Annotated in this window: 12 protein-coding genes and 1 pseudogene; all 13 read left to right on the top strand. The window is 73.1% G+C overall.

Translation table 11 applies throughout. The features are described 5' to 3' along the window. The 13 genes and pseudogenes from A6A27_RS11225 (at position 1) to A6A27_RS11285 (ending at position 14,301) form a co-directional block, all read left to right on the top strand. Complete coding sequence (locus A6A27_RS11225; RefSeq protein ID WP_073834519.1) at positions 1-804, top strand: MlaE family ABC transporter permease; 804 nt, start codon at positions 1-3, stop codon at positions 802-804. 2 nt (positions 805-806) lie between these two features. Continuing rightward, positions 807-2,102 carry an MCE family protein gene (locus A6A27_RS11230; RefSeq protein WP_073834615.1) on the top strand — a complete coding sequence of 432 codons (1,296 nt, stop codon included), beginning with the start codon at positions 807-809 and terminating at the stop codon, positions 2,100-2,102. Beyond that, positions 2,099-3,133: an MCE family protein gene (locus A6A27_RS11235; RefSeq protein ID WP_073834520.1), complete on the top strand. Its 1,035-nt coding sequence runs from the start codon at positions 2,099-2,101 to the stop codon at positions 3,131-3,133. The genes A6A27_RS11230 and A6A27_RS11235 overlap by 4 nt, the downstream gene beginning before the upstream one ends. Then, positions 3,130-4,113, top strand: a complete 984-nt coding sequence (locus A6A27_RS11240) for an MCE family protein (protein WP_073834521.1) — start codon at positions 3,130-3,132, stop codon at positions 4,111-4,113. The genes A6A27_RS11235 and A6A27_RS11240 overlap by 4 nt, the downstream gene beginning before the upstream one ends. After that, positions 4,113-5,363, top strand: a complete 1,251-nt coding sequence (locus A6A27_RS11245) for an MCE family protein (protein ID WP_073834522.1) — start codon at positions 4,113-4,115, stop codon at positions 5,361-5,363. The genes A6A27_RS11240 and A6A27_RS11245 overlap by 1 nt, the downstream gene beginning before the upstream one ends. Continuing rightward, positions 5,360-6,772: an MCE family protein gene (locus A6A27_RS11250; protein ID WP_073834523.1), complete on the top strand. Its 1,413-nt coding sequence runs from the start codon at positions 5,360-5,362 to the stop codon at positions 6,770-6,772. Before A6A27_RS11245 ends, A6A27_RS11250 begins: the two co-directional genes overlap by 4 nt. Then, positions 6,769-8,004 carry an MCE family protein gene (locus A6A27_RS11255; RefSeq protein ID WP_073834524.1) on the top strand — a complete coding sequence of 412 codons (1,236 nt, stop codon included), beginning with the start codon at positions 6,769-6,771 and terminating at the stop codon, positions 8,002-8,004. The genes A6A27_RS11250 and A6A27_RS11255 overlap by 4 nt, the downstream gene beginning before the upstream one ends. After that, positions 8,001-8,846, top strand: a complete 846-nt coding sequence (locus A6A27_RS42165) for a hypothetical protein (protein WP_083672550.1) — start codon at positions 8,001-8,003, stop codon at positions 8,844-8,846. Before A6A27_RS11255 ends, A6A27_RS42165 begins: the two co-directional genes overlap by 4 nt. Before the next feature lie 18 nt (positions 8,847-8,864). Next, positions 8,865-9,368 carry a hypothetical protein gene (locus A6A27_RS11265; RefSeq protein WP_073834525.1) on the top strand — a complete coding sequence of 168 codons (504 nt, stop codon included), beginning with the start codon at positions 8,865-8,867 and terminating at the stop codon, positions 9,366-9,368. A gap of 170 nt (positions 9,369-9,538) precedes the next feature. After that, positions 9,539-10,444: a mechanosensitive ion channel family protein gene (locus A6A27_RS11270; RefSeq protein ID WP_083672551.1), complete on the top strand. Its 906-nt coding sequence runs from the start codon at positions 9,539-9,541 to the stop codon at positions 10,442-10,444. 176 nt (positions 10,445-10,620) lie between these two features. Further along, positions 10,621-11,869: pseudogene (locus tag A6A27_RS11275) on the top strand (MFS transporter). Positions 11,870-12,113: 244 nt separating this feature from the next. Further along, a complete protein-coding gene (locus A6A27_RS11280) occupies positions 12,114-12,875 on the top strand; it encodes a DeoR/GlpR family DNA-binding transcription regulator (protein ID WP_073834528.1) in 762 nt (253 codons plus the stop codon). A gap of 55 nt (positions 12,876-12,930) precedes the next feature. After that, positions 12,931-14,301, top strand: coding sequence for an ABC transporter substrate-binding protein (locus A6A27_RS11285; RefSeq protein ID WP_073834529.1), 1,371 nt, complete (start codon positions 12,931-12,933; stop codon positions 14,299-14,301). Positions 14,302-14,331 lie beyond the last annotated feature (30 nt).

Genomic DNA, 14,331 nt, shown 5'->3' on the forward strand with positions numbered 1-14,331 from the left:
GTGGCAGTGCTGCGCTACCTGGACGACCTCGGCGGGCAGCTCGCCTTCCACCTGCGCGCCCTCGCCTGGGCGCCACGCACCCTGCGCCGCTACAAGCGCGAGGTGATCCGCCTGCTGGCCGAGGTCAGCTTCGGCACCGGCGCACTCGCCGTGCTCGGCGGCACCGTCGGCGTGATCTGCTTCCTCACCTTCTTCACCGGCACCGAGGTCGGGCTGCAGGGCTACCAGGCGCTCGACCAGATCGGCAGCAGCGCATTCACCGGGTTCGTCTCCGCGTACTTCAACACCCGGGAGATCTCGCCGCTGGTGGCCGCGCTGGCCCTGTCCGCCACCGTGGGCTGCGGGTTCACCGCCCAACTCGGCGCGATGCGGATCTCCGAGGAGGTCGACGCGCTCGAGGTGATGGGGGTGCCGTCCCTGCCGTTCCTGGTCACCACCCGGATGATCGCCGGCTTCATCGCGGTCATCCCGCTGTACGTGATCGGCCTGCTCTCCAGCTACCTGGCCACCCGCACCATCGCGGTCGTCTACTTCGACCAGTCGGCCGGCACCTACGACTACTACTTCCACCTCTTCCTGCCCCCCGGGGACGTGCTCTGGTCCTTCGGCAAGGTGCTGGTGTTCAGCGTGATCGTGGTGCTCGTGCACTGCTGGTACGGCTACACCGCCCAGGGCGGGCCGGCCGGCGTCGGCGTCGCGGTCGGACGGGCCGTGCGTACCGCCATCGTCGCCGTCAACGTCGTGGACTTCTTCCTGTCCCTGGCCATCTGGGGCGCCACCACCACCGTCCGGATCGCGGGGTGACCATGCGACACCGTGTCCTCGGCATCGTCTTCATCGCCCTGCTTACCGCGGCGCTGACCGGTTCCGTGCTGCAGTACCGCAAGGCGTTCACCCCGGTCGACCGGGTCACCCTGCACGCCGACCGTGCCGGCCTGCACCTCCTCGAGGGCGCCGACGTCAAGGTACGCGGGGTGGTCGTCGGCGACGTCCGCTCGGTCCGCAGCGACGGCGGCGGCGCCGTCATCGGTCTCGCGCTCGACCCGGCCACCACCGGCCGGATCCCCGCCGACGTGACCGCCCGGCTGCTGCCCAAGACCCTCTTCGGGGAGCGGTACGTCGAACTGGTCCCGCCTGCCGGCAGCACCGCCGGACCGATCCGCGACGGCGCGGTCATCAGCCAGGACCGCAGCCGCACCGCCGTCGAGCTGGAACGCGTGCTCGACCAGGCGCTGCCGCTGCTGCAGTCGATCCACCCCGACCAGCTCGCCGCCACCCTCGGCGCGATCTCCACCGCCCTGCAGGGACGCGGCGACCAGCTCGGGGCGAACCTCACCCGGCTCGGCGCGTACCTGCGGCAGCTCAACCCGGAACTGCCCACCATCGCCGAGGACCTCCGCAAGCTCGCCGTCGTGCTGGACAGCTACGACGCCGCGCTGCCCGATCTGCTAGCCCTGCTGCGCGACGTCACCGTCACCGCCGGCACCGTCAGTGACCAGCGCACCCAGCTCGCCGCGTTCCTCGCCGACACCACCGACACCGCCGACACCGCCCGGGGCTTCCTGGACCGGCACGGCGACCAGCTCATCCGCCTCGGCGAGGTCAGCCGGCCGGTGCTGGAACTGCTCGCCACCTACGCCCCCGAGTACCCCTGCCTGGTCAGCGGGCTGGTCGCCCTGCAACCCCGGGTCGAGGAGGTCTTCTCCGGCGGGCGGATGCACATCACCCTCGAGGTCACCCGCGACGGCGGCCCCTACGAACGGGGCCGCGACGAGCCGGTCTACGGCGCCCAAAACGGCCCGAACTGCCGGCACCTGCCCGATCCGCCGATGCCCGCCCCGCAGGTGCCGATCGCCGACGGCTACGACTACCGGGGCACCCGTACCCCGCCGCTGCTGCCCGTCGGGCTGCCCGCCGCGTCCGGCGGCGCAGCCCCGGCCGCCGCCTCCCCGGCCATGGGCCAGGCCGGCACCGATGCGGAACAGGCCCTGGTCAAACCCCTCGTCGGTGGGCTCACCGGCACCCCGCCGGCCGAGGTGCCGGACATCGCGGTGCTGCTCTGGGGGCCGCTGCTGCGTGGAGCGGTGGTGAACGCGCGATGACCGGGAAGACGACGCCCGCACTGGTCAAACTGGTGATCTTCGCGGCGGTGACGCTGCTGGCCACCGCGCTGCTCGCACAGACCCTCGGCGCGTTCCCGCCCGGCGGGGCGCCCTACCGGGCCCGGTTCACCGACGTCACCGGCCTGCTGCCCGGCGACGACGTCCGCATCGCCGGAGTACGGGTCGGCAAGGTCAGCGACATCGCCGTGGTCGACAACAGCGTCGCCGAGGTCACCTTCACCGTCGACCGGGACGTACCGGTGGCCACCAGCGTCCGCGCCGCCATCCGCTACCGAAACCTGGTCGGCCAGCGCTACCTGGCGTTGACCGAGGGACCGGGCGACGGCCGGCCGCTACGGGCCGACGGGCTGATCCCGCTCACCCAGACCAAACCGGCGCTGGACCTGACCGTGCTGTTCAACGGGTTCCGGCCGCTGTTCACCGCGCTCAACCCCGACGACGTCAACAAGCTCGCATACGAGATCATCCAGGTGCTGCAGGGCGAGGGCGGCACCGTCGCCAGCCTGCTGCGCCGCACCGCCTCGCTGACCAACACCCTGGCCGACCGGGACGCCGTGATCGGCCGGGTCGTCACCAACCTCAACCAGGTCCTGGAGACCCTGGCCAGCCACGACCAGCAACTGGACGAGAGCGTCACCCAGCTCCAGCAGTTCGTCTCCGGGCTGTCCGCCGACCGTACCGCCATCGGCGAGGCGCTGGTCAGCCTCGGCGAGCTCACCGACACCACCGCGGGGCTGCTGCGCCAGACCCGGCCGCCGCTGGCCGCCGACGTCCGCGCCCTCGGCGACCTCGCCGGCACCCTCGACCGCAACTCCGCCGTCATCGACGCCACCCTCGGCCGGCTGCCGCAGCGCTACGAGTCGCTGACCCGAGTCGCCTCGTACGGCTCCTGGTTCAACTTCTACCTCTGCGACTTCGACGGCCGGGTGGCCGTCGCCGGCCAGCCGCCGCTGACCACGCCCGGCGTCAGCGCCACCGCCGCCCGCTGCGCCACCGGAGGCAGCCAGTGAAACCCTTCCGCGAACGCAACCCGGTCGTCGTCGGCACCGTCGGCCTGACCGTGATCCTCGCCGCCCTGCTCGGCGCCTTCCAGCTCGACCGCCTCGCCGCGCTCACCGGCCGCAGCTACCAGGCCGCGTTCCACGACGCCAGCGGACTCGCCACCGGCAACGAGGTCCGGGTGGCCGGAGTGCGCGCCGGCGTGGTGACCGCCGTGGAACTCGCCCGCGAGAGCCAGCCGTACGTCCGGGTCCGCTTCCGCGTCGACGACGACGGCGTACGCCTGGGCCGGGACACCGGCGCCACCATCCGGATCAAGACCGTGCTCGGCCAGAAGTACCTCGCCCTGTCCCCGGCCGGACCGGGCAAGCTGCCCGAGCACGCCCAGATCCCGCTCGACCGCACCGCCGCCCCGTTCGACGTGGTCCAGGCCGTCACCGGGCTCGCCGACACCCTCGACAAGGTCGACACCGACCAGCTCGCGCAGGCGTTCACCACCCTGTCGCAGACCTTCGCCGACACCCCGGCCAGCGTCAGCACCTCCCTGACCGGGCTGTCCCGGCTGTCCCGCACCGTCGCCAGCCGCGACGCCGAGCTGCGCACCCTGCTCGCCCGCGCCCGGGACGTCACCGGCGTGCTCGCCCAACGCGACGAGGAGTTCCGCAAGCTCGTCACCGACGGGGAGAAGCTGCTCACCGAGGTCACCCGCCGCCGGGACGCCATCCACCAGCTCCTCGTCGGCACCGACCAGCTCGCCACCCAGCTGTCCGGGCTGGTCGCCGACAACCGCACCCAGCTCGAACCGGCCCTGCGCAAGCTGCGCGACGTGGTCGCCGTCCTGCAACGCAACCGCGACGACCTGGAGCAGACCATCAAGCGGATGGGGCCGTTCGTCACCGCGTTCGCCAACGTGGTCGGCAACGGCCGATGGTTCGACTCGTACGTCGACGGCCTGCTCCAGCCGTACCTGCCCACGACGGGAGGACGCTGATGCCCGGTCCGGTCCAGCGCTGGCGGCGCCCGCTCGCCGCGGCCACCGTGCTGCTTCTCGCCGGCGCCGTCGGCGCCGTGGTGTGGCGGCACGAGACACCCCAACGGCGGGTCGTCGCCTACTTCACCCGCGCGGTCGGCGTGTATCCCGGCTCGGACGTCCGGGTGCTCGGCGTCCGCGTCGGCGAGGTCGAGAAGGTCGTCCCGCAGGGCCGCACCGTCCGGGTCGAGATGCGCTACGACCCGGCGTTGCGGTTCCCCGCCGACGCCCAGGCCCTGATCGTCCCGCCCAGCGTGGTCAGCGACCGGTACGTGCAGCTCACCCCGGCGTTCACCGGCGGCTCCGCGCTCGCCGACGGCGCCGAGATCCCGGTCGGGCGGACCGCCGCGCCGATGGAGATCGACGACATCTACCAGGCGCTCGACGAGTTCAACCGCACCCTCGGTCCGACGGGCGCCAACGCTGACGGTGCCCTGTCCGACCTGGTCACCACCGGCCGGGCCAACCTGGAGGGCAACGGCGCCAACCTGCACGACACCCTCGACGGGCTGTCCCGCGCGCTGACCACCCTCTCCGACGGCCGCGGCGACCTGTTCGGCGCGGTGGCCAACCTGCAACGCTTCACCACCACCCTGGCCCGCAGCGACGAGCAGGTACGCCGCTTCCAGCAGCAGCTCGCCGACGTCGCCGAGCAGCTCGCGGGGGAGAAGGAGGAGCTGGCCGCCGCGCTGCGCAACCTGGCTGCCGCGCTGGCCGACGTGACCACCTTCGTCCGGCAGAACCGGACCGCGCTCACCTCCAACGTCACCGCGCTGGCCGACATCACCCGCATCCTGGTCCGCCAGCAGCAGGCCGTCGTCCAGATCCTCGACGTGGCTCCGCTGGCACTGAGCAACCTCAACCTCGCGTACAACGCGCGCTCGGGGACGCTGGACACCCGCGACAACCCGCTCGGCCCGTACGACCCGGCCAGCTTCGTCTGCTCGCTGATCGTGGACCAACTCCCCGCCGCCGAGGTGCCAGCGAAGTGCACCGCACTCGCACAGACCCTCCACTCCCGCAACCTGCCCCTGACCGACCAGCTGCGCAAGCTGCTCAAGCTGCCGCCCGGCGCCCCGGTGGCCGGCGGGTCCCCACCGGGCTCCATCAGCTCCCCCGGTGCGCCGACCGCCGACGAGGCGCCGGGCGGCTTCCCACCCACCACCACGAGCGACCCGACGCTCGGCGGCATCCTGCGAGGCACGGCGTGACCGCCCGGGTCCGCCTGCTGGCCGGCGCGCTCGCGGTGGCGCTGCTGCCCGCCGGCTGCGGCCTGCCCGAGGTCGCGGACCTGCCGCTGCCCGGCGGCAAGCCGGCCGGGGACGGCTACACCATCACCGCCGAGTTCGCCGACGTGCTCGACCTGGTGCCGCAGGCCGCCGTCAAGGTCGACGACGTCACCGTCGGCAGCGTGGAGAAGATCTCCCTGTCCGGCTGGCACGCCCGGGTCCGGCTGCGCATCGACCGCGGCGTGCGGCTGCCCGCCAATGCCACCGCCGCCGTACGGCAGAGCAGCCTGCTCGGTGAGAAGTACGTGACGGTGGCCCCGCCGCCCACCGAGCCCGCCCGCGGCCGGCTCGCCGACGGCGACCTCATCCCGCTGTCCCGCACCACCCGCGGCGCCGAGGTGGAGGAGGTCCTCGCCGCCCTCGGCCTGCTGCTCAACGGCGGTGGCCTGGCCCAGCTTCGGACCATCAACGAGGAACTCGGCAAGGCGCTCGCCGGCCGCGAACCCGCCCTGCGGGACACCCTCACCCAGCTCGACACCTTCCTCGCCGGGCTCGACCGGCAGAAGGCCGACATCGTCCGCGCCATCGACGCGCTGGACCGGCTGACCGGCCGCCTCGCCCGGCAACGGCAGGTCGTGGGCGACGCGCTGGACTCCCTGGCGCCCGGGCTGACCGTCCTGGCCCAGCAACGCGTCCAGCTCACCAAGGCGCTGACCGCCCTCGGCCAGCTCGGTACGGTCGGCACCCGGGTGATCGAGCGCAGCCGGGCGGACACCATCGCCGCCGTACGCTCCCTGCAACCGATCCTGGAGCAGCTCGCCCGGGCCGGCGACGACCTGCCAAAGTCACTGGACTTCATGCTGTCGTACCCGTTCCCGCCGAACGTCACCGGCGCCATCGTGGGCGACTTCGTGAACCTCTCCGTCACCGCCGACCTGGACGCCGCCAGCATCCTGGCCAACCTGGTGGCCGCCGCACCCGCCCCGGCCCAGCCGAACCGCCCCGCCCCGGGCGCCAAGGCACCGACCGCGCCCCGGTCACCCGGCACCGGCCCGAACCGGCCCGGCGGCAAACCCGGCGGCGGCATCCTCCCCGAGCTACCGCTGACCGGGTGTCTGCCGGATCTGAAGAACTTCCCGGCCATCTTCACTCCGCCCAAGGAGTGCGGGCTGCCGGAGGGCTGCCAGCTGCTCAAGCCCGGCTCGACGGTGCCGCTCGGCGGGCTGCTCCTGCCCAAGGGCCTCGTGCCGCCCGGCACGGCGTTCCCCGCCGGCACCGAGCTGCCCGACGGCACCGTGCTCACCGCCCAGTGCGTGCTCCCGGTGACCGGGGCCGTCATCGGCCAGCTCGGTGGCCTCACCGACCTCCTCGGAGGAGGGCTGATCAAGTGATCGGACGCACCGCGAAACTCCAGGTCCTCGCCTTCGTGCTGGTGAGCCTCCTCGGCGTCAGCTACGTCGGGATCCGCTACGTCGGCCTCGGGGACCGGCTGTTCGGCACCGGCTACGTCGTCCACGTCGACCTCGCCCGGGCCGGCGGCCTGTTCGCCAACGCCCCGGTCACCTATCGCGGCGTGCCCGTCGGCCGGGTCACCGCCGTCGCGCTGCGCGCCGACGGGGTCCGCGCCGACCTGCGGATCGACCGGGGCGTACGCGTGCCCGACGCGCTGCGGGCCGTGGTCACCCAGCGGTCCGCCGTCGGCGAGCAGTACCTCGACCTGCGCCCCGACCGCGACGGCGGGCCCTACCTCGCCGACGGGGCGGTGATCCCGGCCGACCGGACCGGCCTCCCGCTCGCCCCGGAGACCCTGCTGACCAACCTCGACGCCCTGGTCCGCTCGGTCGACCCGGACGACCTGAGCGTGCTGATCACCGAACTCGGCACCGCGTTCGAGGGCAACGAGCAGGCCCTCGCCCGGATCCTCGACGCGGGTGACGCCCTGCTCACCGAGGCGGACACCCGGCTGCCCGAGACGCTCACCCTGATCCGCGACGCCCGGACCGTGCTCACCACCCAGGCCGAGTCCGCCGAGGCGCTGCGCCGCTGGTCAGCCGGCCTGGCCGAGCTGGCCGCCGCCATCCGCGCCGCCGACCCGGACCTGCGCCGGCTGCTCGCCACCGGACCGCCGGCCGGCACCGAGCTGCGGGCGCTGCTGCGCGGCCTGGAACCCGACATCGGGGCGCTGCTCGGCAACCTGGTCACCGTCAACGGCATCGCCGCCCGGCGGCTGCCCGGCATCGAGCAGCTGCTCGTGACGTACCCGATCGCGGTGGCCGGCGGCTTCACCGTCACCCCCGGCGACGGCACCGCCCACCTGGGCCTCGTGGTCAACGCCGGCGATCCGCCGTCCTGCGTCTACCGGGGCGGCAGCACCAAATGCAGCGGCAACGAGCGCGCCGCCGGCGCCAGCGTACGCGGGGCACAGAACACCCCCCGACCGTCCGGCCGGGAGCCGGCGCCGCCGCCGTCCGACCCGGGGGCGAACGCCGGCTACGACCCGGCGACCGGCCTGGTGCTCGGCTCGGACGGACGACCGCTGCAGTTCGGCGGGACCGGCGGCCAGTACCGGACGGCCGGTGACCAGTCCTGGAAACAGCTGTTGCTCACCGGGGTGACCCCGTGACCGGCGTACCCGAGGAGGTGGCGGTGACCAGCCGCAGGAACACCACGCTGAAAGTCATCAAGGGAGCGTTGGCCGGTGGCCCGTCCCCGGCGCGACGCCGCCTGGTCACCCGTCCCGTGCCCCGGCCGGCCGAGCCGATCGAGCAGGTGCTGGAACGCCTCGACCGGGAGCCGGTGGCGGAGCCCGCGGCGGCCGGCGACCTGAAGGTCGTCGGCGACCCCGTCGGGGTCGAAGACCCGCCCGACCCCGACGACAAGGCGGCCGGCACCGACACCGAGGCCGACCCGAAGGCGAAGGATGCCGACGCCACCGCGGCGGGCGACGGCGGGCGGGCCGAGGCGGCGCCGGGCACGCCGGGCCGCGGCCGGGCGCTGACCGCGCTGCTCGTCGTGCTGCTCGCGGCCGCCCTCGCCGCCGCCGGCGTCTACGGCCACCGCTGGTACGTCGACCGGGCCACCGACCAGGCCCGCGGCGACGCCGTCGCCGCCGCCCGGCAGGCCGCCGTCAACTTCGTCTCGGTCAGCGCCGCCAGCGTCGACCGCGACCTGCAGCGCATCACCGCCGGCGCGACCGGCGACTTCAAGGACGAGTTCACCCGCGGCCAGGCGCAGGTCCGCACGGCCGTGGTGGAGAACAAGGTCCAGTCGCAGGGCATGGTGCTGCGCGCCGGCCTGGTCTCCGGAGACCGCCGGCACGCGGTGGTGCTGGTGGCGGTCGACGCCACGGTGAAGAACGTGAAGGCACCCGACGGGCGGCCGTCGCACTACCGGATCCAGCTCGACCTGGTCCGGGACAAGGACTCGGGCGACTGGCTGGTGTCCAAGCTCCAGTTCGTCGGCTGATCGGAGGAGGAGACCCCGATGCGTGTCCCGACCGTCCTGCGTCGCCCGCCGCGGCTGCGCCCCGTGCCCACCCTGGTCGTCGCGCTGGTCCTGGTGGCGGCGGTGGCCCTCGCCGCCTGGTACGGCGACCGCCGCGCCGGCCAGCGCGACCAGGCCGTACGCCAGGCCCTGGCCACCGCGCCCGCCGCGGCGAAGGCCCTCTTCTCGTACGACTACCGCACCTTCGACGACAGCATCGCCAACGGCCGCACCTTCGCCACCGGCGCGTTCGCCGACGAGTACGCACAGACCACCGCCGCGCTCAAGCAGACCGCCACCAAGCAGCAGGCGGTCGTGCTGGCCGAAGTGTCCGCCACCGGTGTGGTCAGCGCCGACCGCGACCGGGTGGAGCTGCTGCTCTTCCTCAACCAGTACCGGCGGAACGTGACCACGGCGGGGGAGAAGGTCGACCAGAACCGGGTCGTGCTCACCATGGTCCCGGTCGACGGGGAGTGGAAGGTCGTCAAGGCCACCGCGATCTGACCGGCGGGCTCCCGTCATCGGCGCCGGCGGGACAGCATCGTCGAGCCGTCGCCGGCACAGGCCGGCGCGCAGGTCTGACCGCTGCCGGCGGGGCTGACCGCGTTTTCCGCCGGTGTGACCGGGGTAGGTCCTCACGGGACTGACCCGAACACATGCGTGGAGGCCCTTCGATGAGAGACAACTTCGGCAACGCGGTGGGAGACGCGTTCCGTTCGGTGATGCTGTTCCTACCCAAGGCGGTCGCCTTCATCGCGATCCTGGTGGTCGGCTGGCTGATCGCCAAGGCCGTGCTGAAGCTCGTGGACAAGGTCCTGGAGCGGGTGCACTTCGACCGGGCCGTTGAGCGTGGCGGCATCAAGACCGCGCTGGCCCGCTCGAAGTACGACGCCAGCGACATCGTCGCCAAGCTGGCCTACTACGCGGTGCTGCTGGTCACCCTGCAGCTCGCGTTCGGTATCTGGGGCCCGAATCCGATCTCGGACCTGATCCGCGGCGTGGTGGCGTGGCTGCCCAAGGCGTTCGTCGCCATCGTGATCGTGGTGGTGGCCGCGGCGATCGCCAAGGCGGTCAAGGACATCATCGCCAGCGCCCTCGGTGGCCTCTCCTACGGCCGGGTGCTGGCGAACATCGTCTCGGTGTTCATCCTCGGCCTGGGCGTCATCGCCGCGCTCAACCAGATCGGCGTCGCCACCACGGTCACCACCCCGGTGCTGATCGCCGTGCTCGCCACGATCGGCGGCATCCTGGTCGTCGGCGTCGGCGGCGGGCTGGTCCGGCCGATGCAGGCCCGCTGGGAGAGCTGGCTGGCCCGCGCCGAGGAGGAGCGCCGGACCATCGCCGAGCACGCCCGGGCTTACCAGGCCGGGCGGCGGGACGTGGCGGCCCAGCTGGGCAGCCCGTATGCCGAGGCGGAGCGGACCCAGCCGGTCGGCCCGCACGGTGCGGCGGAGCCCACCCAGCCGATGCCGCACGCCGGCGCGGCGGCCACCCCGCGGCAGCCCACGGCCGGGCAGGCGGTGGACAACGACGCCACGATGGTGATCCCGCAGGCAAACGCGGAGAAGTTCCGCCGCTGACCGCCCGCGTCGTGACCGGGGTGGGGCCCAGTCGGGCCCCACCCCGGTTTCGCGTCCGGCGGGGCGGCGGGGACGACCCGCGCCGACTACCATCGGCGCATGACCTGGCGATGTTGATCCCATCCTGAGGGTTCTGAGGGCCGAGGCCCCGGGCCGCCACGGACACCGCATGTCCGGTGTCCGTGACGTCCCCGTGGGAAGGCCCTCATGCTCATTGTCTCCGCGCGCCGATCCGACGTCCGCCCGCTGGCGGCGGCGCTCTACGCGTACGCGTTCCTCACCGACCTCGTCCTGCTCTACCCGGTCTACGCGTTGCTCTTCGCCGACACCGGGCTGTCGGTCGGGCAGATCTCCTCGCTGTTCGTTATCTGGTCGGCCACCGGCATTCTGCTGGAGGTGCCCTCCGGCGCCTGGGCCGACGCGGTCTCCCGGCGGTTGCTGCTCTGCCTCGCGCCGCTGCTGCCCGCCACCGGCTTCGCCCTCTGGGTGCTCGTCCCGTCCTACCCGGCGTTCGCCGTCGGCTTCCTGCTCTGGGGCGCCGGCGGGGCACTGCGCTCCGGCGCCTTGGAGGCGCTGGTATTCACCGAACTCGACCGGCTCGACGCCACCGGCCGGTACGCCCGCCTGATGGGCCGGGCGAAGACCGCCGAGAGCCTGGGTGTGCTCGCCGCGATGGGACTCGCCGGCCCGGTCCTCGCCCTTGGCGGCTACCGGGCCGTCGGCGCGGCCAGCGTCGTCGCCTGCCTGCTCGCCGCGGCGGTCGCGACCCGGTTCCCCGAGCACCGCCCGGCCGGCGGCGCAGGCCCGGCCGACGACGGCGGGTCGGACGACGACGGGTCGGACGCCGATCCGGGGTGGCTGGCGAGTCTGCGCGGCGGGCTGGCCGAGGCCCGCGCCGATCGGTCGGTCCGGGCCGCGTTGCTGCTGGTCCCGGCCGTCGCCGCGATCTGGGGCGCGCTGGAGGAGTACACGCCGCTGCTGGCCCGGGACACCGGCGTCGCGCTGGACCGGGTGCCGCTGCTGCTTGTGCTGGTGTGGGCGGGCACGACGCTCGGCGGGCTGCTCACCCCGGTGGGGGAGCGGTTGACCACCCGCGGGTATGCGGCCCTGCTCGTGGTCGCGGCGGTGGCCCTGGCCGCCGGTGCCCTGGTTCGCAATCCGGCCGGGTTCGTGCTGATCGGGGCGGCATTCGGCGCGTTCCAACTCGCCACGGTACTCGCCGACGTCCGGCTGCAGTCCCAGATCACCGGGCCGAGCCGGGCGACGGTCAGCTCGGCCGCGGGGATGGCCACCGACCTGAGCATCATCGCGGTCTACGCCGGTTACGGCGCGGTCGCCACCGCCGCCGGCAACGCCCTGGCGTTCGCGGTGGCCCTGGTGCCGTACCTGGTGGTGGCGGTCTGGCTGGCCGTCCGCCGGACCTGACCGGCCGGGCGGGGGCCGCAGGCCGGTCCCCGCCCGGCCCGTCCGGGCGGGGCCGGGTCGAGATCGGGCAGCGGATGGTGAGAAACGGGCGAGCCAAAAGAGAGGTATACCGGATACGTCCGGTCTCCGCTGCCCGTTCGGGCGGCATCCCGGGCGGCAAACCCAAGTCATTACCCGAGATGTGACCGTCGTCATGCCCGTTTCGCGGTGTTAGAAACAGAGGCACGAGCCGAGGAGGTGCTAAGTGGACGCAGCGCAACGGAGACACCACATCCTCACGCTGGCCCGCCGGCACGGCGAGGTCGACGTGCAGAAGCTGGCCGCCGACCTGGGCGTCGCCCCGGAGACCGTCCGGCGCGACCTGAGCATGCTGGCCCAGCAGGGCGTGGTGCGGCGCACGCACGGTGGCGCCTACCCGGTGGAGACGGCCCGCTTCGAGACCACCCTGGAAACCCGCACCACCCGGATGGTCGCGGAGAAGCGGCGGATCGCCGCCGCCGCGGTCGAACACGTCGGCGACGCGGAGTCGATCTTCATCGACGAGGGCTACACCCCGCAGCTGATCGCCGAGGCGCTACCCACCCACCGACCGCTGACCGTCGTCACGGCCTCGCTGCACACCGCCGCGGCGCTGGCCCACTCACCCACCCTCACGGTCCTCCTGCTCGGCGGCCGCGTCCGCGGCCGCACGCTCGCCACCGTCGACCACTGGGCCACCGCCATGCTCGCCGGCTTCGTCATCGACCTCGCCTTCGTCGGCGCGAACGGGATCTCCCGGGAACACGGGCTGACCACGCCCGACCCGGCCGTGGCCGCGGTCAAGGCGCAGGCGATCGGGGTGGCCCGGCGGGTGGTCTTCGCCGGCGTGCACACCAAGTTCGGCGGCCACAGCTTCTGTCGCTTCGCCGACGTCGCCGACGTCGACACCATCGTCACGGACACGGCGCTACCGGCGTCCGAGGCACACCGCTACTCGCTGCTCGGCCCCGTTGTGCTGCGCGTCTGAGCGCCCGGCCGACCCGCCTCCACCACAACCCCACCACCACCCATGGAGGTTCACTGTGTCCAGAACACGGTCTCCTGGCCGATGGCGCGGCGCGTTCGCGGTCGCCGTCGTGGCCGGCCTGACTCTGACCGCCTGCTCCGGAGCCGGTGGCCGCTCCTCGTCCGGCTCCGGGGGTGGCAAGACCATCACCGTGCTGATGGTCGGCAACCCGCAGATGGAGGACCTGGCGAAGGTAACCGCCGACAATTTCACCAAGCAGACCGGGATCACGGTGCGGTTCACGATCCTGCCGGAGAACGAACTGCGCGACAAGGTCACCCAGGACGTCGCCACCCAGGGCGGACAGTACGACGTGGCGACGATCGGCGCGTACGAGGCACCGATCTGGGCCAAGAACGGCTGGTTGCACGAACTGAGCTCGTACGCCGACGCCGACGGCGGCTATGACGAGGCCGACCTGCTCAAGCCGATGGTCGCCTCGCTCTCCGGCGAGGACGGCAAGCTCTACGCGGCGCCGTTCTACGGCGAGTCGTCCTTTCTCATGTACAACAAGGAACTCTTCGCGGCCAAGGGCCTGACCATGCCCGAGCGGCCGACCTGGCAGCAGGTGGCACAGTTCGCCGCGACGCTGGACGACAAGAAGGCCGGCGTCGCCGGCATCTGCCTGCGCGGCCTGCCCGGCTGGGGCGAGCTCTTCGCGCCACTGACCACCGTCGTCAACACCTTCGGCGGCACCTGGTTCGAGAAGGACTGGACGCCGAAGGTGAACGCGCCCGAGTTCACCGAGGCGACGAAGTTCTACGTCGACCTGATCCGCGCCCACGGTGAGCCCGGCGCCCCGCAGGCCGGCTTCACCGAGTGCCTGAACACCTTCGGCCAGGGCAAGGCCGCGATGTGGTACGACGCTACCTCCGCCGCTGGCACGCTGGAGGACGCCAGCGCCAGCAAGGTCGCCGGCAAGGTCGGCTACGCGTACGCGCCGGTCAACCGGACGACGTCGTCGGGCTGGCTGTGGGCCTGGGCCCTCGCGATGCCGAAGACCACCAAGAACGCCGACGCCGCCTGGAAGTTCATCGCCTGGGCCACCGGCAAGGAGTACGAGAAGCTGGTCGGCTCCTCCCTCGGCTGGTCCCGGGTGCCGGCCGGCAAGCGCCAGTCCACCTACGAGATCCCGGAGTACCGGCAGTCCGCCACCGCCTTCGCCGACCTCACCCTGAAGTCGATCCAGGAGGCCGACCCGGTCAACCCCGGCCGGCAGCCCCGTCCCGCGCTCGGGGTGCAGTTCGTCGGCATCCCCGAGTTCGCCGACCTCGGTACCAAGGTCTCGCAGGAGGTCTCCGCCGCCATCGCCGGCAGCACCACGGTGGAGAAGGCGCTCGCCGACGGCCAGCGACTGGCCGACGACGTCGCCAAGGAATACCGGTAGCCGCCGCCGGGGCCGGCCACCGCACGGCCG

This window comes from Micromonospora sp. CB01531 (assembly GCF_001905095.1).
Classification (GTDB): Bacteria; Actinomycetota; Actinomycetes; order Mycobacteriales; family Micromonosporaceae; genus Micromonospora.